The sequence below is a fragment of the Nocardia sp. NPDC052112 genome, assembly GCF_040680135.1.
Classification (GTDB): domain Bacteria; phylum Actinomycetota; class Actinomycetes; order Mycobacteriales; family Mycobacteriaceae; genus Nocardia.
On record NZ_JBFAWD010000019.1, the window covers coordinates 102,840 to 126,918 of the forward strand.

A 24,079-nucleotide genomic window follows, 5' to 3' on the forward strand; every position below is an offset into this window, starting at 1 on the left:
ATCGAACTCGACCCACGGCCCTATGATGCTGCCAACACACGCGCGTCGCCAGGACCGGGGCTCGCGAAACCAGCAAGCCGGTGGGGGCGAACTCGCACCTACGGGCACCGACGTACACGGTCGAACAGGAGGTGGAGCGCCGTGCAGGGACTTATCCTGCAATTGACCCGTGCGGGGTTCCTGCTGCTGTTGTGGTTATTCGTGTGGGCGGTATTGCGCACCCTGCGCAGCGACATCTACGCGGCATCCGGCATCCGGATCCAGCCCAGGGCCGCACGCGGTTCCGCGGTGCTGCCGTCTTTCAGCCGAGGCCAGAAGGGCGCCAAATTTCTTGTGGTGACTCAAGGTTCACTCGCCGGCACTCGCATTTCGCTCGGCACCCAACCGGTGCTGATCGGACGTGCGGACGACTCAACGCTGGTACTCACCGATGATTACGCGTCGACCAGACATGCGCGGCTCTCACCGCGCGGTGACGACTGGTACGTCGAAGACCTCGGCTCGACGAACGGCACCTACCTCGACCGCGCGAAAGTCACCACCGCAGTCCGAGTTCCACTCGGCACCCCTGTCCGTGTCGGCAAAACAGTGATCGAGCTGCGATCGTGACACTTGTTCTCCGCTACGCAGCGCGCAGCGACCGCGGTCTTGTCCGAGGCAACAACGAGGACTCCGTCTATGCGGGTGCACGGCTACTCGCACTAGCCGACGGTATGGGCGGCCACGCCGCAGGCGAGGTCGCGTCGCAGTTGATGATCGCCGCGCTCGCCCATCTGGACGACGACGAGCCCGGCGACGACCTGCTCGGCAAGCTCAATACCGCCGTCCACGAGGGCAACGCCGCCATTGCCGACCACGTCGAGGAAGAACCCGAACTCGACGGCATGGGCACCACGCTCACGGCGATCCTGTTCGCGGGCAAGAAGCTCGGCCTGGTCCACATCGGTGACTCGCGCGCTTATCTGCTGCGCGGCGGCGAACTGGCCCAGATCACCCGCGACGACACCTTCGTCCAGTCGCTGGTGGACGAAGGCCGGATCACGCCCGAGCAGGCGCATACCCATCCGCAGCGCTCGCTGATCATGCGTGCCCTCACCGGCAACGAGATCGAACCGACGCTGATCATGCGTGAGGCCCGCGCCGGCGATCGCTACCTGCTGTGCTCCGACGGGCTCTCCGATGTGGTCAGCGATGAGACCATCGCCAACACCATGCGTGAGGGCAGCACCGACGAATGTGCCGACCGGCTCATCGAGCTCGCCTTGCGCAGCGGCGGTCCGGACAACGTCACCGTGGTCGTCGCCGATGTCATCGATCTGGACTACGGGCAGAGCCATCCGATCGTGGCGGGTGCGGCCTCGGGCCAGGACGAAGACACCCCGCCGCCGAATACCGCGGCCGGTCGAGCCGCCGCGATGCGTCCGCCGCGGGCCGAACCGCGCAGGGCCGCCCCCACACCGGAGACGCCGCCACAGCGCAAATCACATAAGTTGCGCTGGATCCTGCTCGCGGCCGCCCTGGTGGTGGCCGCGGTTGTCGGCCTGCTGGTCGGCTACACGATGATTCGCAGCAACTACTACGTCGGCGCAGATAACGACAAGGTCGTCATCATGCGCGGGCTGCCGGGTTCGGTGCTGGGGTATTCGATCCACGAGGTCGAGACGATCGGCTGTGTCGATCCGACCGGCGCCCTCACCCTGAAGCAGCCGGACGAGACGCTGCCGCCGAAATGCAGGGCGCTCAAGGTGTCCGATCTCAAGCAGACCGGACACGACCAGGTTGACAAGGGACTGCCGCCCGGTTCGCTGGACGAGGCGCGCAAGCAGATGCAGATGCTGGCGCGCAATGAACTGCTGCCCGTCTGCCCGTCCAAGGAGTCGGTGCCGCAGCCCGGCGTCGTGCCGCCGAGCGAACCGCCCACCCAGCCCGGTGTACCCGTGCCGACGACGGTCGTGCCGACCACCGAAAACCGGCCGCCCGCCCCTGAACAGCAGCCGGCCGAGACGAAGAGCCCCGAAGTCAAGACCCCGGCGACGGTGTCGCCGAACCCCCAGACGGCGGGGGAGCCTTGCCGGGTGACGGACTGATGTCCGCTCCGGCACCGCCGTCCGCTGGGGCGTTTCCCAGTCCGCCCGGTGGATTCGCGCCCGCGCCACCGCCGTCGACAAAGCGCAATGCCGAACTCATCTTGCTCGCCGGTGCGACGGGCATCGTCACCGTTTCGCTGTTCCTGGTCGAGGCGAGTCAGGAACAATCGGTCACCTGGGATATCGCCAAGTACGGTCTCGCCTATCTGGCCTTGTTCGCGGTGGCGCATCTCGCGGTGCGGCGCTTCGCACCGTTCGCCGATCCACTGCTCTTACCGATCGCCGCGCTGCTGAACGGACTCGGCTTGGTACTGATCCATCGGCTCGATCTCGCCGATGCCCAGACAGCCGCCTACAACTCGTGGCCGATCCCCTCCTCCGACGCCAATCAACAGATCCTGTGGACCGGGCTGGGGATGATCATTTTCATCACGCTCCTGGTCGTGCTGCGCGATTACCGCACGCCGGCCCGCTACAGCTACACCCTAGGGCTGATCGGCCTTGTCGCGCTGGCGATTCCGGCATTGCTGCCGGGGGCGTATTCGGAGACCAACGGCTCCAAGATCTGGATCAGGCTGCCCGGATTGAGTGTGCAGCCGGGTGAATTCGCGAAGATCCTGCTGATCATCTTCTTCGCCTCGGTGCTGGTCGCCAAGCGCGATCTGTTCACCGCGGCGGGTCGGCATTTCCTCGGCATGGAGTTCCCGCGCGCCCGCGACCTCGGTCCGATTCTGGTGGTCTGGATCGTCTGCATCGGCGTGCTGGTCTTCGAAAAAGACCTGGGCACTTCGCTGTTGATCTTCAGCACGGTGCTGGTGATGCTCTACATCGCGACCGAGCGGGTCGGGTGGCTCGTCATCGGCGGCGGACTGCTGATCATCGGATTTTTCTTCGCCTACCAGGCCTTCAGCCATGTGCGGGTACGCACCCAGACCTGGCTGCATCCGTTCGCGGACTACAACAACACCGGCTACCAGATCTCGCAGTCGCTGTTCGGCCTGGCCACCGGCGGTTTGGCGGGTACCGGCCTCGGCAGCGGACGGCCCTCGCAGGTGCCCTTCGCCAAGACCGACTTCATCATCACCACCATCGGCGAAGAACTCGGCCTGTTCGGACTCGCGGCGGTGCTGCTGCTGTTCCTGGTGTTCGTGGTGCGCGGGCTGCGGACCGCGCTCGCTGTGCGTGACAGTTTCGGCAAGCTGCTGGCCGCCGGGTTGTCGTTCACCATCGCCATCCAGCTGTTCGTGGTGGTCGGCGGTGTCACCAAACTGATTCCGCTGACCGGTCTGACCACCCCGTTCATGTCCTACGGTGGTTCGTCACTGCTGGCCAACTACGCGCTGTTGGCATTGCTGATCAAGGTCTCCGACGCGGCACGTGCCCCGGCGCCGGTGCGCAAGAAGGATCCGGTGGCCCCGATCGCGGATGCGACCACCGAGCTTCTGCGCAAACCGGAAGCGAGGCCGCAGGAATGAACACACCGCTACGACGGGTCGCGGTCGCGGTGATGCTCATGATCGTCGCACTACTGCTCAATGCCACCTATGTGCAGGTGATCAAGGCCGACGACTACCGCACCGATCCACGCAACTCACGCGTGCTACTCGACGAATACGCGCGCCAGCGCGGGCAGATCTCCGCGGGTGGCACGGTGCTGGCCAGTTCGGTCGCCACCGACGACCGCTACAAGTACCTGCGCACCTACCCCACCGATCCGGAGGCGTACGCACCGGCCACCGGCTTCTACTCGATGCAGTACGGCAGCACGGGGCTGGAACGCGCCGAAGATACCGTGCTCAACGGTTCGGACAATGCGCTGTTCGGACGCCGCCTGATCGATATGATCTCCGGTCGTGATCCACGCGGCGGCAATGTGCTCACCACGCTGGATCCGATGATGCAGCAGGTCGCCTACGAGCAACTGACCTCCAAGGGCTATACCGGTTCCGTGGTGGCGATCGAGCCGAGTACGGGCAAGATTCTCACCATGGTGTCCACCCCCAGCTACGATCCGAACCTGTTGTCCGGGCACGATGGCGCCCAGGGCACGAAATCTTGGGAAGAGCTGAGTGCGGACCAGCGCCAACCCATGTTGAATCGTGCTGTGTCGCAGACATATCCGCCGGGCTCCACCTTCAAGGTGGTCGTCACCGCCGCCGCATTGGCCAACGGCACCGCAACCCCGGACGACCAGTTCACCGCGGCGCCGAACATCACGTTGCCGGGTACCACCACAACGCTGGAGAACTACAACGGCACCACCTGCGGCAGCGGCCCCACCGCGACGCTCACCGAGGCGTTCCGCAGATCTTGCAATACCGCATTCGTCGAACTCGGCCTGAAGGTCGGCTCCTCGAACCTGAAGGACGAGGCCGCCGCCTTCGGCATCGGCCAGCACCGCAACATTCCGATTCCGGTGGCGGAGAGCACCGTCGGCACGATTCCGGACAATGCCGCATTGGCCCAGAGCAGCATCGGCCAGCGCGATGTCGCGCTCACCCCATTGGACAATGCGGTCATCGCCGCGACCATCGCCAACGGCGGCGTGCGCATGGAGCCGTACCTGGTCGACCAACTGCAGGGACCTGATCTGAGCGAGCTCTCGAAAAATAAACCGGTCTCGGTCGGCCAAGCTGTCAGCGCCCAGGTAGCGTCAACGCTGACCAACCTGATGATCGCGTCGGAGGACAACACCGTCGGACACGGCCAGACCCGGTATCAAATCGCCTCTAAGACCGGAACCGCCGAACACGGAAGCAATCCGCGCAATACGCCACCACACGCCTGGTACATCGCCTTCGCGCCCGCGCAGAACCCCAAGATCGCCATCGCGGTGATCGTGGAGAACGGCGGCGACCGGGCGTTGGCCGCGACCGGTGGCTCAGTGGCCGCGCCGATTGCCCGCGCGGTCTTGGATGCCGGTTTGCGAGGGCGCTGAGAGATATGAACGTGCGAGTGGATGTACGGGGGCCGGGATGCTGAACAACGGCGCGATGATCGCCGACCGATATCGGCTGCAACGCCTGATCGCCACGGGCGGTATGGGTCAGGTGTGGGAGGCACTCGACACCCGGCTGGACCGCCGGGTGGCGGTGAAGGTGCTCAAATCCGAGTTCTCGGCCGACCCGACCTTCCGGCACCGGTTCCGCAGTGAGGCCAAGACCACGGCCCAGCTGAATCACCCGGGCATCGCCGGAATCTATGACTACGGCGAGACCATGGATCCGCACGGCGGGGAAACCGCCTATCTGGTCATGGAATTGGTGCAGGGCGAACCGCTCAATACGGTGTTGAATCGGCTCGGTCGACTTTCGGTGGTCCAGGGTCTGGACATGCTGGAGCAGACCGGCCGCGCACTCGAGGTCGCGCACGCCGCCGGCGTCGTGCACCGGGACGTGAAGCCCGGCAATATCCTCGTCACGCCTACCGGCCAGGTGAAGATCACCGATTTCGGCATCGCCAAGGCGGTCGACGCGTCCCCGGTGACCAAGACCGGCATGGTGATGGGCACCGCTCAATACATCGCGCCGGAGCAGGCGGTCGGCGAGGACGCGACAGCCGCCAGCGATGTGTACGCACTCGGTGTGGTCGGCTATGAAGCACTGGCCGGGCAGCGGCCGTTCAGCGGCGACGGTGCGATCACTGTCGCGATGAAACATGTGCGCGAGGCCCCGCCGCCGATGCCGTCCGATCTGCCGCCCAATGTGCGCGAGCTGATCGAGATCACCATGGGCAAGGATCCGACCCTGCGCTACGCCAGCGGCGGCGAATTCGCCGACGCGGTTGCCGCTGTGCGCGCCGGACGCCGCCCACCACCACCGGTCACCACCGGCGGACCGATGGCGACCGGTGCGACCCGGGTGCTACCGCCCGGTCCGACGGTGATGCTGCCGTCGCACGACCACGAGGGCCCGACGGTCCGGTACAACACCCCGGCCAGCCCGATGGGCGTGGCGGGCGCCGGTTCGACAAGACAATCGCCTGCCGCGCCCAGAACCGTGATGAGTTCCGGCGCCCCCCGCGCCAACCCGGTGCCCGGTCCGGAGACCTCGAAGTTCACCACCGGCCAGAAGGTCGGCGCGGCGGTCGCGGTCGGCGCGGTGCTACTCGTCGGTCTCGTCTTGTGGCTGCTCTTCGGCGGCGATACCAATCCGGACACCGTGCGTCCGACCACCACCACAAAGGTGGTCGTTCCGCCGCCGGTCACCACACCGCCGCCGACGACGACAACAACCGAGCCGCCGACGACCGTCGTCACCACGACAAGACCGGCCCCGCCCCCGCCGACCGTGGAACCGACGACGACAACGCAGCCGCCGACGACGACGCCGAGCACCACAGCGCCGACCACGACGAAGTCGTCGAAAACAACGAGTCCATCCACCACCACCAGAGGCTCGTGGTTCCCTACGCTCGATTTACCATTTCCGGATAGTCCCGGTGCCCGAGGACCCTCGGCCACTCCAGGCGCTGCTACTCCGCAAGGACAACCATGACGACCCCGAAGAATCTCTCCTCCCGCTACGAGCTGGGTGAGATCATCGGGTTCGGCGGCATGTCCGAAGTCCACAAGGCGCGCGATCTACGGCTCAGTCGGGATGTGGCGATCAAGGTGCTGCGCGCTGACCTGGCCCGCGACCCGACGTTCTATCTGCGCTTCAAGCGCGAGGCACAGAACGCGGCAGCACTGAACCATCCGGCCATCGTCGCGGTATACGACACCGGCGAGGCCGAGGTGGACGGCGGCCCGCTGCCCTACATTGTGATGGAGTACGTCGACGGTGACACGCTGCGCGACATCGTGCGCGGCAAGGGCCCGTTGCCGCCGCGACGGGCCATGGAAGTCGTCGCCGACGTCTGCGCGGCACTGGATTTCAGCCATAAGGCCGGAATCGTGCACCGCGATATGAAGCCCGCCAACATCATGATCAACCGGGCCGGTGCGGTGAAGGTGATGGACTTCGGCATCGCGCGCGCGATCGCCGACAGCTCCAATCCGATGACCCAGACCGCGGCCGTCATCGGTACCGCGCAGTATCTTTCGCCGGAACAGGCACGCGGTGAGACCGTCGATGCCCGCTCGGACGTGTACTCCGTCGGCTGTGTGCTGTTCGAAATCCTCACCGGTGAGCCGCCTTTCACCGGCGACTCGCCGATCGCGGTGGCCTACCAGCACGTTCGGGAGGATCCGCGGCTGCCTTCGCATGTACACAACGGGGTGCCACGCGAGTTGGATTCCGTCGTGCTCAAGGCGATGAGCAAGAATCCGGCCAACCGCTACCAGACGGCCGCCGAAATGCGCGCCGATCTGATCCGGGTGCTCGGCGGACAGAAGCCGAGCGCACCGATGGTGATGACCGACGAGGACCGCACCACCATCCTCGGCTCCAACGAACCGGCGCCGCGCAACTTCCGCACCGTCGAACGCAATGACGACACCGCCGAGCAGGAACGCGCCGAACCGGCGAGTCCGCGCCGCAATCTCTACATCGCGCTCGGTGCCGCCGCGGCGGTCATCGTCGCGTTCGCGCTGTTCTGGGTATTGATCGGACCGGGCGCGCGCCCGGATCAGATCGCCATACCCGACCTGTCGAACAAATCGGCGCAACAAGCTCAGGACTCGCTGCAGAAGCTCGGCTTCACGGTTGCCATCCAGCAGAAGCCGGATAACAAGGTCGGCACCGGCAATGTCATCTCCACTCAGCCGCTGGGCGGATCCCGGGTCGACAAGGGCAGCACGATTACCGTGCAGGTCTCCACCGGACCGGCGCAGGTACAGATTCCCCGGCTCGACGGCATGACCCAAGAGCAGGCCGAACAGCAACTGAACGCCAGCGGTTTGCGGATGGATCCGAATGTGCAACGCAAGCCGTCGAGTGCGCAGGAGACGGACAAGGTGATCGGCACCGATCCGTCGGCAGGCTCCCGTGTCGACATCGACCGAGCCATCGTCGTGATCCTCGGCTCCGGGCCGGAACAGATCCGGGTGCCGAATGTGGTCGGTCAGGACATCAGCGTCGCGCAGCCGAATCTGGTGGACAGCGCCGGGTTCAAGATCACCATCCAGGAGGTGCCGTCCTCGAAGCCCAAGGGTGAGGTGATCGCGACGAACCCGGCGGGCGGCACCACCGCGGACAAGGGGTCGACGGTCACAGTGCAGGTCTCCAGCGGCGATATCACCATGCCGAGCCTGATCGGCTTGACCGCGGCACAGGCGGTGGACAAGCTGCGGCAGGCGGGATGGACCGGTACATCGGCACAGATCAGCCAATCCGCCCAGGGCACCTTCGATACGAACAGCGTCGGCCGGATCGTGAGCCAGCAACCCGCGGCCGGATCGGCGATCGCGAAGAACGGAACGGTATCGATCACCACCTACGTACTTGGTCCGCCGTGACGGCGGCCGGTACATCAGCACAGGTGATCTCATGAGCACATGGGTAACTCGCCGGGTACGGGCCAACTCACGCACGCTGTGACGCTGAGCCGCCGGCGCCGCTCTCGCGGCACCTAGGTGAGGCGCCTAAATGCGCGGAGGACCGAGATCCAGGTGGCGATTCATCGACATCGCCTCCTCGGCCAGTTCCGCCAGCTCGACCACCTCGACGCCGTGCTGCCGCAATTGCTCGACCCCGACGCAATCGGTGACGAACGTCGCCGGCTCCCGCCAGGCGATGACGACGCGCGGTATCCCGGCCCGCAGAATTCGGTCGGAGCACGGTAGCCGAGTCGCGGTGGCGCGTTGCGAACACGGTTCCAGGGTGCTGTAGATCGTCGCACCCGTCAGCCGAGGATCGTCGGCGTCGAGCTTGTCGAGCGCGGATTCCTCGGCATGAACCTTGACGTCGGTCTCGCGCGAGTAGCCGGTCGAGATCACGACACCATCGGCAACGATGACCGCACCGACCGAGAATGCGGTCGGGCTGGGCGGGCACAGCCGCGCCAGTTCGATTGCCCGGCGCATGAATTGGATATCAGTCCGGTCAGCCGCCATCGTGAAGCCTCCGCGGTCGGCGACACTCAGCGGTCATCACGCACCGCCGTTTGTCGGGGCAGGTAGCGCAGCAGCGCGACATCACCGATCTGACTGACATCGGCCAAGTGCATCCGGCGGGCCGGGTAGGCGGCCGGGCCGAGAAAGCGCGGCGCCGCCGCATGCCCGACGACGATCGGCGCGACCGCCATCTGCAACTCGTCGGCCAGATCCGCCGCGAGAAACTGGGTGTGAATCCGCGTGCCGCCCTCCACCATCAGCCGGGCGATGCCGCGGTGGCCGAGATCGTCGAGCAACGCACCCAGGTCGATATCGGGACCGAGCGCAACCACCTGCGCCAGACCCGCCAACCGATCGCCTAGCTTCGCCACACCGGTATGTGTGGTGTAGACGAGCTTCTCGCCGCCGTGGTGCCAGAACCGCAGCTCGGGATCCAGATCACCGCGCGCGCTCACGGCGATCTTCAACGGGTACTCCGGTTTTCCGGCCGCGATGCGCGCGGCCCGCCGGTCCGCGCTGTCGACAAGCAACCGTGGATTGTCGCGTCGCAGTGTCTCCGCACCGATCAGGATCGCGTCGGAGTCGGCGCGCACCTGATCCACCCGGTCGAAATCCGCGGCATTGGACAGCTTCAGCCGCGCCGGACTCGCATCGTCGATATATCCGTCGACACTGACCGCGACGGACAGCAGGACGTAGGGGCGTCGCGTCACTGGGTCACCAGTGCCGCAACCTCCGCCTCCAGCATCTCGACCAGCCCCTCGGACGGACGCTCGCCGCATACCTCCATCCAATTCGCCAACATCCGGTGACCGCCCTGGGTCAGCACCGATTCCGGATGGAACTGCACGCCATGGATCGGCAGGGTCCGATGCCGCATGGCCATGACGATCCCGGACTCGGTTCGCCCGATCACCTCGATCTCTGCGGGCAACGTGTGTTCGAGGACGGTGAGCGAGTGGTATCGGGTGGCGGTGAACGGGTCGGGCAGGCCGGCCAGCACGCCAGTCCCCAGATGGAATACCGAGCTGGTCTTGCCGTGCAGCAGCTCCGGCGCGCGCGTCACGGTCCCAGCGAAGGCCTCGCCGATGGCCTGATGGCCGAGGCATACCCCGAGCAGCGGAATGCTGTGCCGCGCGCAGGCGTGCACCAGATCGATGCTCGCACCCGCCCGATCCGGAGTACCAGGACCGGGGCTGATCAGAATGCCGTCGTATTCGGTGACGACCGCGTCCGGATCGGCCAATTTCGGGTCGTCATTGCGCCAGACCACGGCCTCGGCACCCAACTGGCCGAGGTACTGCACCAGGTTGAACACGAAGCTGTCGTAGTTATCGACGACCAGTACACGCATGCTGTCGAGATTACGTGGCGACCCGGCGGACCGTCGCGCGCATTACCAGTTGGGATAGCCTAGAGGCAGACCGGAGGGGACCTGAGCCCTCACCCGGACCGTCTCGGCGCCCGCCGGAGCGGGTTCTGTGGTGCGCGAGCTCGGCCATAATTCAACCGAATCCCGCCCGCCGGTACCCGACCTGAACGCCGAACACGAGGACGACATGCCCAAGTCCAAGGTCCGTAAGAAGACCGACTACACGATCAATCCCGCCAGCCGCACACCGGTCAAGGTGAAGGCCGGACCGTCTCCGGTCTGGTACGTCGTGATCATGCTCGGCTTCATGCTGGCCGGGCTGGTCTGGCTGCTCGTCTACTACCTGGCCAACGACAAGATCACCTGGATGGCGGATCTCGGGGCGTGGAACTTCCTGATCGGCTTCGGACTGATGGTCATCGGTCTGATCATGACTATGCGGTGGCGTTGACCCGCGCCATAGCTGGCTGTTTCGAGCGACCCGCAGACATTCGCTAACGGTGGGATTACAGACGTGTCATTCATGCACACCTGTGGATAACCGTGTGGACAACTCGAGGAACGATTGGGGAAAGTGACACGTGGATCCCGAATCCGATTCGCCTGATCCGCTTCCCGAACCACGCACCAGTTGGACCACGCCGATGGCCGCGCTCATCGCGGTCACCATCGGCGGCGTGGTGCTGGCCGGTGCCGCCATCCTGGCCAAGGACGGACCGAGCCGGCTGCTCATCGGATTGGCGGCGGTCGGCCTGCTCGCCTTGGCTGGACTCGGATACCGACAGCGCCCGCGCCTGAGCATTACCGCGGACCCGCAGCCGCGGCTGGTGGTTCGTACCCTCACCGGACCGACCGAATACACCCGCGATCAGATCCTGCGCGCTCGCGTCGTCGGCTATCGCCGCCTCGGCCGCAAGAATCCAATGCTCGAAATCGACGTCGAGCACCACGGCGACGAACGCCTGCTGATCTTCGGCCGCTGGGACCTCGGCGCCAGCCCGGACGAGGTCTTCGAATCCCTTGTCGCACACGGACTGGCGCAGTAGCCGCGCACCGAATATGCGCGGCGGCAACGTTTCACGTGAAGCATCCATCGCATTGTTCCCCGCGACACTACAGGCGAGGATTTGTGCGGTGCTACAGGGTTGGTTTCAACCCTGCTGGTGCTGATTGCGGAAGACCCAAACGCTCGCCGAGCGAGAGGGCAGCATGAGCCAGGAATCTCCCACCTTCCGGTAGGAGAGGATTCAATGCGGTAGATGCTTCACTTGATTGATATCGCCGCGGCGACGATGACGGCGAGAGCCGCCACCGCGACCGCGGCAACCGCCGCCCAGCCGATCAGCCGGGCGTTCTCTTGGGATTTCGCGCGCAACCACTCGGGCAGGAACAGAATGCCGAGGGCGGCGAGGGTGCCCGCGGCGAGTCCGCCGAGGTGTCCGGCCAATGAGATACCGGGCAGCGAAAAGCTGATGAAGACATTGATGCCGATGAGGATCAACATCTGATTCGGATTCTGCCGCACTCGGATCAGGACCACGGTGATCGCGCCGAACAGTCCGTACACCGCGCACGACGCGCCCGCGGTCAGGCTGTCCTCGGCGAAAACCATCACGGCGGCCGAACCGCCGAGCAGTGACACCAGGTAGACCACCAGATAGCGCACCCGCCCGAGCACCGGCTCGATACTGCGGCCGACCACATACAGCGCGAACATATTGAGCAACAGGTGGATCGGACCGTAGTGCAGGAAACCGGATCCGATCAGCCGCACGTACTGACCGTGCGCCACCGCGGGCGGGTACAGCACCCAGTCGATGTACAGGGCGGAATGCCCGGTGTTCTCCACCAGACTCTTCGATTGGCCCGCGGTGACCGCGAAGACGATCGTATTCAGCGCGATCAGTGCATAGGTGACATACGGAATCGGGGTCCGCGCGGTCTGCGCACCGGCGACGGTTCGCACCGGCCGGACCTCACGCTGCCCCTGACGGATGCAGTCGACACAGTGCTGTCCGACCGCCGCGGGTCGCAGACATTCCGGACAGGCGGGCCGCCCGCACCTTGTGCAGGCCAGGCCCGTAGGGCGATTGGGGTGGCGGACGCAGGTCGGTGCGGGCGGTTGAGCATTCATCGGACTATTCGATGGTGATCTTGGAAATGGTGACGGCTTCCTTGGGACGGTCGTTGCGATCGGTCGGCGTGGTCGCGATGGCGTCGACGACCTTGCGCGAATCGGGGTCGACGACCTCCCCGAAGATGGTGTGCTTGCGATTGAGATGCGGCTGTGGGCGGACGGTGACGAAGAACTGTGAACCATTGGTGCCCGGTCCGGCATTCGCCATCGCCAGCAGGTAGCCGCGATCGAAGCGCAGCTCCGGATGGAATTCGTCGCCGAATTCGTAGCCGGGTCCACCGCGTCCGGTGCCGGTCGGGTCACCACCTTGAATCATGAACCCGTCGATCACCCGGTGGAAGCTCACGCCGTCGTAGAACGGACCGGAGGTGCCGCCGCTGGCGTTCTCCGTCTTGTACGGTGCTGATCCGTCGGCCAGGCCGATGAAGTTCCGCACCGTCTTCGGCGCGTGGTTACCGAAGAGCGAGATCTTGATATCGCCGTGGTTGGTGTGCAACGTGGCCACGGCGGTCTGATTCGGTGAGGTCACCCCGCCATGCTATCCATCGCGCGACACGCTCTTGCCGCGCCGGTGTCTTGGCGCGCCGTAAGCTCGCGCCGCCCTGGCGGTCCTGCCACAACCGGCGGCGGTGATCTGCAGCTACTGCGCGATGCGCGGGTATGTGCCACAGTTGTCGAATGACCCTGGGGCGCCTACTCACCTCCACACGTTCTCGTAACCGACTGATCGCCGCGATCGCCGTCGCGCTGGCCGGTGGAGTGGCCTGGTTGGCCCGCAGCAAGCGCCCACAACCGCCGGAGCCCGCACCGGCGCCGCCGCGAATCGGATACTCCCGCAACGGTTCGGCGCCGAACCCCTTGGCGGGCGCCGGCGCCGACAACGGTCGCTGACGGGCCGCTCGGCGCCGGTCAGCGGCTGACGGTGCGCTTGTACTGCCGCAGCGCCAGCGGGACGAACACCAGCAGGATGATGACCACCCAGGCCAGCGTGGTGACCACCGGATGCTGCATGGACCAGGCGTCCGATTTCGGCGCCATCGGACTGGTATTGCCGAACAGATCGCGGGTCGCCTGGGTGACCGCCGAGACCGGATTCCATTCGGCGAATACCCGCAGCGCCGTCGGCAGATTCTCGAGCGGCACGAAGGTATTGGCCAGGAATGTCAGCGGGAAGATCACCATGAAGCTGGCGTTGTTGAAGACCTCGGGCGCGCGGACCAGCAGGCCGACCACGGCCATGATCCAGGAGATCGCGTACGCGAACAGCAGCAACAGCACGTAGGCGAGTACCGCGTCGAGCAATGATCCGCGAATCCGCCAGCCGACGACATAACCGGTCAGCGACATCACCACCAGGCTGACCACATTGATCACCACATCGCTGATCGTGCGCCCGACCAGCACGGCCGACGGCGCCATCGGCAGCGAGCGGAACCGGTCGATAATGCCCTTCTGCATATCCTCGGCCAGGCCCAATCCGGTGAACGTCGCGCCGAACACCACCGACTGCGCGAAGATGCCCGCGATCAGGAACTCTCGGTAGCCGCCCGACATGCCGGGCACCTCGATCGCCGAGCCGAAGATATAGGCGAACAGCAGCACGAACATGATCGGCGACAGCGTCGAGAAGATCAGCACGTCGGGTACGCGCTTGATCTTGATGACATTCCGCTTCGCAATGGTCACGCTGTCGGTGCAGACGATGGCGAGGCGTTCGCCGAGCGGCATGCGGATTCTGGTGTCCATAGTCGCCGCGGTCATCGCTTGTGTCCTTCCGTTACTTCGAGCCGATCCGCGGCCTTGTCACCACCGCGACCATCGCCATTGACCAATTCCTCGGCCTCGTGACCGGTCAGCGTGAGGAAGACATCGTCCAGTGATGGACGACGCAGACCGACATCGTGGATCTGCACATTGTGGGTGGTCAGCCTGCCGATGGCATCGACGAGCGCCTGCGACCCGTCGCTGACCGGAACGGTGATCCGTCGCAGTCCGGGTTCGAGATGGATCTCCCCGTCCGCCAAACCCTGCAGTGCCTCCTGGGCGGTCGTGAGATTGTCGGCGTGGTCGACGGTGAGTTCGATGCGGTCTCCGCCGACCAGGGTCTTGAGTTCATCCGCGGTGCCGCGGGCGATCACCTTGCCGTGGTCGATCACCGCGATGGCATCGGCCAGTCGGTCGGCCTCCTCCATGTACTGCGTGGTGAGCAAGAGGGTGGTGCCCCCGGCCACCAGTTCCTCGATGACATCCCAGAGGTCGAGGCGCGCACGCGGATCGAGTCCGGTGGTCGGCTCGTCGAGGAAGAGCACCGGTGGATTGGCCACCAGCGCGCCGGCCAAGTCGAGCCGTCGGCGCATACCGCCCGAATAGCCCTTGACCGGCCGGTCGGCGGCATCGCTGAGCCGGAAGCGCTCGAGCAGTTCCCGCGCGCGCTCCTTACTGCGTTGCACGCCCATGTGATAGAGCCGACCGACCATCTCCAGGTTTTCGAATCCGGTGAGATATTCGTCGACGGCGGCATATTGCCCGGATGCGCCGATGCGTGAGCGCAGGGCCTGTGGATTGCGGAGCACGTCGATTCCCGCGACGGTCGCGCGGCCGGCATCCGGGATGAGCAGGGTGGTGAAGACCCGGACCGTGGTGGTCTTGCCCGCACCATTGGGTCCGAGCAATGCGGTGACGGTGCCCTCGGGCACCATCAGGTCGAGTCCATCGAGGGCGACCAACTGGCCATATCTCTTGACCAGACCCTCGGCGACAATTGCGTCGGGCATACTTCTCCTGAGGTTCGCTCGCGCGGGCGAGGTGACCATTACTCGAGTCAGTATTGCCCTGGGCACCGACAATTTCCGGTCATTTTTCGTCGACCTGGGCTTTGTCGGAGATCGACGGGTGCGAGTTGCGATCGAACACAAAACGGCCGCATCCCGTTCCGGGCGGTGCTCGGGGGTGCCGGTCCGGGATGCGACCGGTTCGATCATCCCGCCCGCTACCTAGCCGATCGCGGGTAGCGCACTACCCGATTCGGGCTCGACCGGTACTCGGTATCCATGCGCCCCGACATGCCCGCGCCGGAACGACACGCGGCAAATCCGACCGAATCTGCCGTCAACACGACGAACCCGAGGAGCGACTCCGGGCACGCAGCAACCGGTCGGCATGGTTTTCATATATGTCTCGACCGGATCGTGAACTCCGGCGGCGGCCGGAAAACCCTGCGCGACAACATTTTTGACAACAGTCAGGGAACCGCCGCGCGGGCCGATAACCGACCGGTCCGGCTACCTGGGCGGCGCCTGCACCTGCCGCAGGTGAGCCGTCTAGAAAAATCTTGGAAAGTGGCGATCCCCCACGCGCACACAATCTCGGATCATCGCGTAGGATCATTCACGTCGGCCCCTCCCCCCCCGGGCCGACCTTACGCGGGCCTCGGCTAACTCCCCCCCTTCGCCGAGGCCCGCTCCCCATTTCCGGGGCAGGTCAGCCCACTCAGCTATCTGTCGGCACCGCTGGATTCTCCGCCATACCCACCGACAGCCAGGCCGCCGTCAACCGTTGCGCCCGTACCTTTCCGGCGGTCGCCAGCAGCCGACGATCCCGCTCCCACCGCTCGCGAACCACCGGATCGGCCTGTGCCCACAGCGGCTCCAATTCCGTCAGCATCTGCTCGAAACACGCGTACGCGCCACCCAGTGCAATATGTCCGCCGGGCGCGGTCGGCCGATCCATATCGAGGCCACGTACGAAGGCCACCGCCGCGACCAACCGCTGCAGCGTCGCCCGCGGCCAGCCGGACGCGCGCCCGACCCGCACCAGCCAGCCCAGCGTGGCCGCGAGCACATGGACGTCTTCGATTGTGCGAAACGGTTTGAGGTAATCGGAGTACCCGTCACCAGGCAGCGGCGTAGCGGCGGCATCGGTGAATATCACCGAGGCGTGTGGGATTTCGGGAGCGAACTGTACCCGAGGCAGATTCGTCACACTGACGCCAGGCTGTGCCGTATCGACGAGCACCGCGCGCAGCCGGTTGCGGCCGTCGGCCGCCGTGCCCGTGCTGGCGATGACCAACAACCGCCGTGCGAGTATTCCCAAGGTGGTGAAGGTCTTGGTGCCGTTCACCCGCCAGCTCCCGTCGGTTTCGGTCACCCGGGTCGTGATCGCCGACGGATGCGCGCCACCCGCCTCGGTCGCGGAGACCGCGACCAGCTCGTCGACGGGGAGTTCGGGCAGCAGCGCGCGCAGCGCCTGCTGATATCCGGACACGAATGCGAAACCCAGTCGGTCCGCACCGAATCCTCCGGCGATCGCGATATCGATCGTGGTGTCGAAACGCTCGGCGGCCGCCCGATGCCGCGTCCACGCGTCGGTGACCGATGCGAGCGGTGTCGGATCGAGCGCCTCGGTCAACAGGTAGTCGAACACAGAGTCCACCCGTGCACGCTAACCGAGAGCCGTCGTCCTGCTCGCATCCAGGAAGCCAGCGACCACCGCGCAATCCTTATCCGCAACGTCGGCGATGCAACAGCAGAATCTCAGGATCGCCGGGTATCACTGACTCGTCATTCCCCTCACGAGGAGCCTGACCAGTGACGAAACCAGATCTCGCGCGCCGAAAGGCACTCTACGACGCCGAGGCGCGGCTGTCGTGGGTACTCGCCGCACTGGCCGGTCTCATCGGAGGCGCGGCCTTCATGCATACCGAGGGCTACTTCGTCACGTTCATGACCGGCAATACCGAACGCGCCGTAGTCGGCTATTTCCATGACGAACCCCATCTCGCCATCGCCGCGGCCCTGCTGCTGTTCTCCTTCCTCGCCGGCGTGGTGGTGGCCTCCTGGTGCCGCAGGCACTACTGGTCGGGCCATCCGCACGGCCCGACCCTGCTCACCACACTCAGCCTCGCCGTGGCATCGCTGGTCGACGGCGTCATCTATTGGGCGACGAACGCCACCAATATCGACCTCATCCCGATCCTGTTCGTCGCCTTCGGCGTCGGTGCGCTCAACACCTCATTCGTCAAGGACGGCGAGGTCTCGGTTCCGCTCAGCTATGTCACCGGCACCCTCGTCAAGCTGGCCCAGGGCATCGAACGTCACATCGGCGGTGGCGATTACACGGACTGGCTCGGCTACTTCCTGCTCTATGCCGCCTTCTGTGCGGGTGCACTGCTCGGTGGACTGCTGAGCCTGATCGTCGCAGGCTGGGCCATGCTCATCACGGCCACCGTGGTGTGCCTGATCACTACCTGCTACACCTACCTGCACCTGGACCGCCACGGCCCGCCCACGCAGAGCTGACCCCGTGCGCGCCGTCGAAACGACGGATACGGTTGTGCGGTGTGGAGTTTCGAGGATCCAACGCCGGATCACCTTGCGGCACTTACACAACACGGCAACTGGGCCGAAGTCCGACCGCTATTGCGGCCGATTCTGCGCCCGACGACCTACAAACAGGCCGCGCGAGACGATCTGCTGCACCGCTGGCCCGAGGCCGCCGAAATCGACACCCGGTTCGTCAGCCGCCCGGCCTTCCCGTTCGTCGACGAATTGGTCGCGATCGATCTGCCGAATGCGCGATCGGTCATCAACTACTCGACCCTGGAGCTTTGGCCGGTCTCGGCCGACGAGGTATTCGCGGCGGCCCGCGAAAATCTGGAAGCCATTGCGCAGCCCCATAATCCACGCGGCAATGCCATCCTCACCCGCACCGATCGCGACGGCAGCGCGTACCTCACCTCCTGGCCACTCGCCCCAGGCTGGTTGGCGAGCTTCAGCCGCCGCTACGCCGGCCGCCGCCCCGTCGTCTTCATGCCCGATATCGACACCCTGATCGTGGTACCCGATATCCCACACCTGCTCGCCCGCATCTACCGCCAAGTCGAGCAGCAGTATGTGGATGCACGCCACCGCCTCTCACCCCAGGGCTACACCCTCGACGGGGATGACACCGTTGTCCCCTTCGACCGCGCGGGCCGACACGAACAACACCCGACCGCCGTCCGCGCGGGATATCGCCTGGCCATGTGGGAATACGCCGTCCAGGCCCACTGGCTCAACCGGGCGCTCGAACGCGACCTCGAATTCACCCGCCACGGTTTGGATATGGCCATAGTCGGCGAGATCAAGCTGGCAGGCACCGACACCCGCCCCTACACCTACACCGTCTGGGGTAAGGGCGTCGACTATCTGCTCCCCGCCGCCGACTACATCATGTTCGCCAGCACCGACGCCGACAACAACGCGGTTCCCGTCTGTACCGTCCCACTCACCGCGGCCCTCGAAATAACCGGCCTCACACCGATTCCCGCCATGTCCCCCATTCGATTCGAAGCCCGCTTCTGGCCCGATGCAACAATGCTCACCCAGTTGAAGCAGGCCTCGGTCGCCCTGTGAATCCTGCCGGGACTCGGTTCGGATATCCGCAGGGCCATCCGAGATCTCGGACCTCGAATCGAGCAGATCGCCGACACGCTGCTCGACGACCTGACCACCCCCGAGCCGCCGACCTGCTGGACAGCTATGCATTCCCGGTGCCGATCTCGGTGATCTGCGAATTGCTCGAGGTGCCGGGCGCGGACAAGGACGAATTCCGTGACCGCAGTCCTCGTCGATGACTCGGCCTCGGCGCCGCCCTGGACCGCACAGAAGCCACCGTCGCCCTCACCCCGCCCACTGGCCCGCATCCCAGTAAATGCACCGGCCAACAACCCTGACATGGCGAAAAAGCCTGCTGATCCGCGGCCTTACCGCCCTCCCCCATCCGCCTCCACACCACCACGACAAGAACAACGCCGCCGAGCCCTGGGCGGAACCCGACAACCTCGACAAGCCACAGTTCTCAACAATCTCATCCGCCGCGCCCCGCCCCCCCAGAGCGCACCAAGTGCCGACCCAACACACGCAATCACAACCAAGTGGCCAGGCGCGGCATCCAACCAAGCGCGCCAGGTGTGACCGACCACCGCCGATCGCGATATCCGGGCTGGCAAACCAAGGTCCCAGGGTTGAACGCGACATCCGGACCGAAGAGCCGGATGTCGAGGGCCCAATGCCACATCCGGCAGGCGAGCCAGGTGCGGAGAGTCTCGGTCCGAGCACAACATCTGAACAGCGCCAGCGTCGGCGGTCCGGGTTCGAGCACAGCATCTGGACATGCCGCGCCAGGCGGAGGATCCGGAGGCTGAGCGCATCATCCGGACAGGCAAACCAGGCTGAGGGACCGAGGCTGAGCGCATCATCCGGACAGGCGCACCAGGTATGGGGGTCCGGGGGCGAAGCCCCTCCGGGTGGGGTTCGGGGGCTTCGCCCCCAAAAAACACGCGAAACGAGAAAAGGCTCACGCTCTCCGTGAGCATGAGCCTGTTATCGAGTGGAGCCTAGGGGAATCGAACCCCTAACCCCTGCCTTGCAAAGGCAGTGCTCTGCCAATTGAGCTAAGGCCCCGAATCCCTACCGTCCGAAGACAGTTCAGCGGGTGGTGACTTCGTGCCACAGATCCGCATCGTCGCGTTTGCGGAGTTTGGTGATTCCAATGAGAACCGCGACAACGACACCGACCGTGAGAAGAATTTTCATGATTCCCACCCTACTGTGATATTCGGGAGTGGGCCTAGGAGGACTTGAACCTCCGACCTCTTCGTTATCAGCGAAGCGCTCTAACCGCCTGAGCTATAGGCCCTTATTCTCGTTCGGATTACCCGCCGGAGCTGCTAACCGAACCGAGGCACGAGATTACCTTACCCGCCCGCCGATGACCAAAACGGCCGGTCACCGCCCTGCTCTAGGACAGCGACCGGCCGCACGGATGCCATTCTAGTCAGGGTCGGCCAAGGTTACTTGGATACCGCCGACCAGGTCGCAGCACTGGTTGTAGATGAAGACACCAACGGTCGCCAATGCGGTGAAAAGCACCACATTGATCAGTCCGATGACGCCCGCGTAGCCGAATACCGAGCCGGCATCGACCAAACCGACACCGCCGCTGTCGGAGGAGACCATATCGGTGAAGGTGCTGTTGAGCCGCTCCCATACACCCATGCCCTCGAGCACGATGTAGAGCAGACCAACCGCGAGCATCCATACGAAGAACATGGCCACGCTGATCACCAGCGAGATCTTCAAGGTCGACCAAGGGTCGATCCGGCGGATCTGCACTGTGGCCCGCAATGGCTCACCAGAGGCGACAGCCGCCGCGACGGCGACCGGAACCGCGGGCGAGACGGGTACGGCCTGCGGGCCCGGGGCCTCGACCGGCAGCGGGTGCCGGATCTCGGACAGGTCCGGCATGTCCTTGATCAGTTCCGGGCGCGCGATGCTGCGGGTTGGTCCGTCGATGCCGACGGACTTCACCATCGCCGCCTCCTTGCGCGCCGCCTTGGCCGCGAGATCCGCGGTGGTACGGGCATTGCCGCCACCGAGACCGGCGCCACCGAGACCGCCACCACCGCCGCCACCGCTGAGCCCACCACCGCCACCGAGGCCACCGCCGGTGGAATTCGGGCGACCGGTCACCGGCGACTGTCCGGGGCGGTAGAGGTTCGACTGCGGCTCCCGCTGCGGCAGCTGCGACCAACCCTCCTGGAAGGGCGACTGGCCGCCGCCGTTCGATGCCGAGCGGTCGCCTGCCTCCGGGGCGACCGACTCGCCGGAGTTACCCGGCCGAGCCGCCCGCGGACCGAAAGCCTCCGGCCCATCCGCACCCGACTTCGGCTCCGGCGCGCTGAACGCGACTTCGCCTTGCTGGCCGTGCATTTCGTGCGGCTGGGCCCCTCCCTGCGGGCTACTCGGCTGGCCGTTCTCGGCCGATGCGACCGGCCGTGGGATCGGCCGCGGCGGAATCGGTGACGGTGCGATCCGTTCGGTTACACCGTTCGTCTGGTGCCGCTCGTCGTTCGGCTGATTCGTGGTCAATGGGAATCCTTAGATCCGTTCGTTGCCGCCGCTATGGGGTTACTGCTCAGAGGAACCGGTGTCGCCGTCTCCGCCGACGATCGAATCAGGATCGGGTTCGTCGGCATTGCGCGCGATAGCAAGCAACGTATCGCCATCGGCGAGGTTCATCAATCGCACGCCCTTGGTCTGTCGTCCAGCCTTACGAACCTGCTTCGCCGCCGTCCGGATAACGCCGCCGCCGGACGTGATCGCATACAACTCATCCTCGTCGTCGACGATGAGCGCACCGACCAGGGTGCCACGCTTGGTGTCGTATTGGATAGTCAATACGCCTTTACCGCCACGCCCCTGCGGGGTGTACTCCTCGATCGCGGTCCGCTTGGCATAACCGCCGGAGGTCGCGACGAGCAGATAGGTGTCGGCGCGAACCACATTGAGCGACAACAGTTCATCGTCGGCATTGAACCGCATGCCCTGCACACCGGAGGTGGCGCGGCCCATCGGACGCAGTGCCTCATCGGTGGCGGAGAAGCGGATCGACTGGCCGCGCGCCGACACCAGCAGCAGATCGTCATCGGCCGAGCACAGCACGGCACCGACCAATTCGTCATCGTCGCGCAGGTTCACCGCGACGATGCCGCCGCTGCGGTTGGAATCGAAGTCGGACAGCTTCGACTTCTTGACCAGGCCGTTCTTGGTGGCGAGCACCAAGTAGGGCGCATCTTCGTAGCCCTTGATCTGGATGATCTGGGCAATCTTCTCATCCGGCTGGAACGCCAGCAGATTCGCGACGTGCTGACCGCGCGCGGTCCGGCTGGCCTCGGGCAATTCATAGGCCTTGGCCCGGTACACCCGGCCCTTATTGGTGAAGAACAGCAGCCAGTCGTGCGTGGAGCTGATGAAGAAGTGCTTGACGATGTCGTCCTGCTTGAGGCCCGCACCCTGCACGCCCTTACCGCCGCGCTTCTGGCTGCGGTACAGGTCGGTCTTGGTGCGCTTGGCGTAACCGGTCTCGGTGACGGTGACGACCACGTCCTCGCGGGCAATGAGATCCTCATCGGCCATATCGCCGTCAGCGGCCACGATCTTGGTGCGTCGCTCGTCGCCGTACTTCTCGACGATCTCGACCAGTTCGTCACGCACGATCGCGCGCTGCCGCTCCGGCTTTTCGAGAATGTCCTTGAGGTCGGCGATTTCGGCCTCGATCTTGGCCAACTCGTCGATGATCTTCTGCCGCTCCAGGGCCGACAGCCTGCGCAGCTGCATATCGAGGATGGCGGTGGCCTGGATCTCGTCGATATCCAGCAACTGCATCAGGCCGGTGCGCGCGGTGTCGGTATTGGCCGAACGCCGGATCAGCGCGATGACCTCGTCCAGCGCGTCGAGTGCCTTGACCAGACCGCGCAGGATGTGCGCCCGTTCCTCGGCCTTGCGCAGCAAGTACCTGGTACGCCGAACGATGACTTCCAACTGATGCTCGACGTAGAACCGGATCATCTGATCCAGGCGCAGCGTGCGCGGCACGCCGTCGACGATCGAGAGCATATTGGCGCCGAAGCTGGTCTGCAGCTGGGTGTGCTTGTAGAGGTTGTTCAGCACCACCTTGGCAACAGCGTCGCGCTTGATGGTGACCACGATCCGCATACCCGCGCGGTCCGAGGACTCGTCGTGGATATCGGAGATACCCGCGATCTTGCCGTCCTTCACCTGCTCCGCAATGGAGTTGATGAAGTTGTCGGTGTTGACCTGGTACGGCAGTTCGGTGATGACGATCGTGGTGCGTCCGCGGTTGTCCTCTTCGATCTCGACAACACCGCGCATGCGGATCGAGCCGCGACCGGTGGTGTAGGCATCCTGGATGCCCTGATTGCCGACGATGAGGCCGTAGGTAGGGAAGTCCGGACCCTTGACCCGTTCCATACAGGCGGCCAGGGTCGCCTCTTCGTCGGCGTCGTAGTTCTCCAGCGCCCAGTAGATCGCCTCGGCCAACTCGTTGAGGTTGTGTGGCGGGATATTGGTCGCCATGCCGACCGCGATGCCGTTGCTGCCGTTCATCAACAGGTTGGGCACCCGGCTGGGGAGAACCGTCGGCTCCTGCGAGCGACCGTCGTAGTTCGGCGTGAAATCGACCGTCTCGTGGTCGATTTCACGCAGCAGCTCCATGGCCAGCGGGGTCAGGCGGCACTCGGTGTACCGCATGGCGGCCGCGCCGTCGTTGCCGCGGGAACCGAAGTTGCCCTGGCCGTCGACCAGTGGATAGCGCAGCGACCACGGCTGGGCCATGCGCACGAGGGTGTCGTAGATCGACGCGTCGCCGTGCGGGTGGTAGTTACCCATGGTCTCGGCGACCGGACGGGCGGACTTCACATAGCCGCGGTCGGGCCGGTAGCCGTTGTCGTACATCGCGTAGAGCACGCGGCGATGTACCGGCTTGAGGCCGTCGCGGACGTCGGGCAGCGCGCGGCCGACGATCACGCTCATCGCGTAATCGATGTAGCTGCTCTGCATTTCGTTCTGGATATCGACCGGCTCGATCCGGTCACCCGCTCCGCCGTTGGGTGGCAGGGTGGTTTCAGTCATCTAAAAGTCTCCTTTGGC

The 24,079-nt window shown here is 65.2% G+C and carries 22 protein-coding genes and 2 tRNA genes; 11 read left to right on the top strand and 13 right to left on the bottom strand.

All coding sequences use genetic code 11. The features are described from left to right. Nucleotides 1-141 precede the first annotated feature (141 nt). Genes AB0L58_RS31060 through pknB form a run of 6 tightly spaced genes read left to right on the top strand, consistent with a single transcriptional unit; the run spans nucleotide 142 to nucleotide 8,484 of the window. Nucleotides 142-609 (top strand): FHA domain-containing protein, encoded by a 468-nt coding sequence (locus AB0L58_RS31060; protein ID WP_014980860.1) that lies wholly within the window; start codon nucleotides 142-144, stop codon nucleotides 607-609. After that, nucleotides 606-2,087, top strand: a complete 1,482-nt coding sequence (locus tag AB0L58_RS31065) for a protein phosphatase 2C domain-containing protein (protein ID WP_364392182.1) — start codon at nucleotides 606-608, stop codon at nucleotides 2,085-2,087. The genes AB0L58_RS31060 and AB0L58_RS31065 overlap by 4 nt, the downstream gene beginning before the upstream one ends. After that, nucleotides 2,087-3,562, top strand: coding sequence for an FtsW/RodA/SpoVE family cell cycle protein (locus tag AB0L58_RS31070; RefSeq protein ID WP_364392184.1), 1,476 nt, complete (start codon nucleotides 2,087-2,089; stop codon nucleotides 3,560-3,562). The genes AB0L58_RS31065 and AB0L58_RS31070 overlap by 1 nt, the downstream gene beginning before the upstream one ends. Continuing rightward, nucleotides 3,559-5,025, top strand: a complete 1,467-nt coding sequence (locus tag AB0L58_RS31075) for a penicillin-binding protein 2 (RefSeq protein ID WP_364392187.1) — start codon at nucleotides 3,559-3,561, stop codon at nucleotides 5,023-5,025. The genes AB0L58_RS31070 and AB0L58_RS31075 overlap by 4 nt, the downstream gene beginning before the upstream one ends. A gap of 37 nt (nucleotides 5,026-5,062) precedes the next feature. Continuing rightward, the gene (locus AB0L58_RS31080) at nucleotides 5,063-6,583 is read left to right on the top strand and encodes a protein kinase (protein WP_364392190.1); all 1,521 of its coding nucleotides are present in this window, start codon (nucleotides 5,063-5,065) and stop codon (nucleotides 6,581-6,583) included. Next, complete coding sequence (gene pknB / locus AB0L58_RS31085; protein ID WP_364392192.1) at nucleotides 6,580-8,484, top strand: Stk1 family PASTA domain-containing Ser/Thr kinase; 1,905 nt, start codon at nucleotides 6,580-6,582, stop codon at nucleotides 8,482-8,484. Before AB0L58_RS31080 ends, pknB begins: the two co-directional genes overlap by 4 nt. Before the next feature lie 126 nt (nucleotides 8,485-8,610). Here pknB and AB0L58_RS31090 read toward each other — a convergent pair whose 3' ends face one another. From AB0L58_RS31090 to AB0L58_RS31100, 3 genes are read right to left on the bottom strand one after another with little or no spacing between them, the layout of a single operon-like run. Beyond that, nucleotides 8,611-9,081, bottom strand: coding sequence for a deaminase (locus AB0L58_RS31090; RefSeq protein WP_364392194.1), 471 nt, complete (start codon nucleotides 9,079-9,081; stop codon nucleotides 8,611-8,613). A gap of 26 nt (nucleotides 9,082-9,107) precedes the next feature. Next, nucleotides 9,108-9,794 carry a dihydrofolate reductase family protein gene (locus AB0L58_RS31095; protein WP_364392196.1) on the bottom strand — a complete coding sequence of 229 codons (687 nt, stop codon included), beginning with the start codon at nucleotides 9,792-9,794 and terminating at the stop codon, nucleotides 9,108-9,110. Further along, complete coding sequence (locus AB0L58_RS31100) at nucleotides 9,791-10,435, bottom strand: aminodeoxychorismate/anthranilate synthase component II (protein ID WP_364392198.1); 645 nt, start codon at nucleotides 10,433-10,435, stop codon at nucleotides 9,791-9,793. The genes AB0L58_RS31095 and AB0L58_RS31100 overlap by 4 nt, the downstream gene beginning before the upstream one ends. Nucleotides 10,436-10,640: 205 nt before the next feature. On the opposite strand from AB0L58_RS31100, the gene crgA reads away from it, so the two are divergent. Further along, nucleotides 10,641-10,904 carry a cell division protein CrgA gene (crgA, locus tag AB0L58_RS31105; protein WP_364392325.1) on the top strand — a complete coding sequence of 88 codons (264 nt, stop codon included), beginning with the start codon at nucleotides 10,641-10,643 and terminating at the stop codon, nucleotides 10,902-10,904. Nucleotides 10,905-11,097: 193 nt separating this feature from the next. After that, nucleotides 11,098-11,499, top strand: a complete 402-nt coding sequence (locus AB0L58_RS31110) for a PH domain-containing protein (protein ID WP_364392327.1) — start codon at nucleotides 11,098-11,100, stop codon at nucleotides 11,497-11,499. Nucleotides 11,500-11,717: 218 nt separating this feature from the next. Here the strand turns inward: AB0L58_RS31110 and AB0L58_RS31115 are convergent, their stop codons facing one another. After that, the gene (locus tag AB0L58_RS31115) at nucleotides 11,718-12,587 is read right to left on the bottom strand and encodes a rhomboid family intramembrane serine protease (protein WP_364392201.1); all 870 of its coding nucleotides are present in this window, start codon (nucleotides 12,585-12,587) and stop codon (nucleotides 11,718-11,720) included. A gap of 4 nt (nucleotides 12,588-12,591) precedes the next feature. Further along, complete coding sequence (locus AB0L58_RS31120) at nucleotides 12,592-13,119, bottom strand: peptidylprolyl isomerase (RefSeq protein ID WP_364392203.1); 528 nt, start codon at nucleotides 13,117-13,119, stop codon at nucleotides 12,592-12,594. 149 nt (nucleotides 13,120-13,268) lie between these two features. Here AB0L58_RS31120 and AB0L58_RS31125 point away from each other — a divergent pair, with 149 nt between their 5' ends. Further along, a complete protein-coding gene (locus tag AB0L58_RS31125) occupies nucleotides 13,269-13,481 on the top strand; it encodes a hypothetical protein (RefSeq protein ID WP_364392205.1) in 213 nt (70 codons plus the stop codon). Nucleotides 13,482-13,499: 18 nt separating this feature from the next. Here the strand turns inward: AB0L58_RS31125 and AB0L58_RS31130 are convergent, their stop codons facing one another. The 3 genes from AB0L58_RS31130 to AB0L58_RS31140 form a co-directional block, all read right to left on the bottom strand. After that, nucleotides 13,500-14,318, bottom strand: coding sequence for an ABC transporter permease (locus AB0L58_RS31130; protein WP_364392330.1), 819 nt, complete (start codon nucleotides 14,316-14,318; stop codon nucleotides 13,500-13,502). 29 nt (nucleotides 14,319-14,347) lie between these two features. Next, the gene (locus AB0L58_RS31135; protein ID WP_364392207.1) at nucleotides 14,348-15,364 is read right to left on the bottom strand and encodes an ATP-binding cassette domain-containing protein; all 1,017 of its coding nucleotides are present in this window, start codon (nucleotides 15,362-15,364) and stop codon (nucleotides 14,348-14,350) included. 715 nt (nucleotides 15,365-16,079) lie between these two features. After that, on the bottom strand, nucleotides 16,080-17,021 hold the full coding sequence (locus tag AB0L58_RS31140; RefSeq protein WP_364392210.1) for an acyl-CoA dehydrogenase family protein: 942 nt from the start codon (nucleotides 17,019-17,021) through the stop codon (nucleotides 16,080-16,082). A 155-nt stretch (nucleotides 17,022-17,176) separates the two neighbouring features. On the opposite strand from AB0L58_RS31140, the gene AB0L58_RS31145 reads away from it, so the two are divergent. Both AB0L58_RS31145 and AB0L58_RS31150 read left to right on the top strand, forming a co-directional pair. Beyond that, nucleotides 17,177-17,887 carry a YoaK family protein gene (locus AB0L58_RS31145; RefSeq protein WP_364392212.1) on the top strand — a complete coding sequence of 237 codons (711 nt, stop codon included), beginning with the start codon at nucleotides 17,177-17,179 and terminating at the stop codon, nucleotides 17,885-17,887. A gap of 39 nt (nucleotides 17,888-17,926) precedes the next feature. Further along, nucleotides 17,927-18,982 carry a hypothetical protein gene (locus AB0L58_RS31150; RefSeq protein WP_364392214.1) on the top strand — a complete coding sequence of 352 codons (1,056 nt, stop codon included), beginning with the start codon at nucleotides 17,927-17,929 and terminating at the stop codon, nucleotides 18,980-18,982. Nucleotides 18,983-19,959: 977 nt separating this feature from the next. Here the strand turns inward: AB0L58_RS31150 and AB0L58_RS31155 are convergent. The 5 genes from AB0L58_RS31155 to gyrA form a co-directional block, all read right to left on the bottom strand. Continuing rightward, a tRNA-Ala gene (locus AB0L58_RS31155) sits at nucleotides 19,960-20,032 on the bottom strand. 24 nt (nucleotides 20,033-20,056) lie between these two features. Further along, a complete protein-coding gene (locus AB0L58_RS31160) occupies nucleotides 20,057-20,164 on the bottom strand; it encodes a DLW-39 family protein (protein ID WP_218007666.1) in 108 nt (35 codons plus the stop codon). A gap of 29 nt (nucleotides 20,165-20,193) precedes the next feature. After that, nucleotides 20,194-20,267: transfer RNA gene (locus AB0L58_RS31165), tRNA-Ile, on the bottom strand. Between the two features lie 134 nt (nucleotides 20,268-20,401). Continuing rightward, entirely contained in the window at nucleotides 20,402-21,340 is a 939-nt protein-coding gene (locus tag AB0L58_RS31170; protein ID WP_364392332.1) for a DUF3566 domain-containing protein, read from the bottom strand. A gap of 198 nt (nucleotides 21,341-21,538) precedes the next feature. Next, nucleotides 21,539-24,061 carry a DNA gyrase subunit A gene (gene gyrA, locus AB0L58_RS31175; protein WP_364392217.1) on the bottom strand — a complete coding sequence of 841 codons (2,523 nt, stop codon included), beginning with the start codon at nucleotides 24,059-24,061 and terminating at the stop codon, nucleotides 21,539-21,541. Nucleotides 24,062-24,079: the final 18 nt, after the last annotated feature.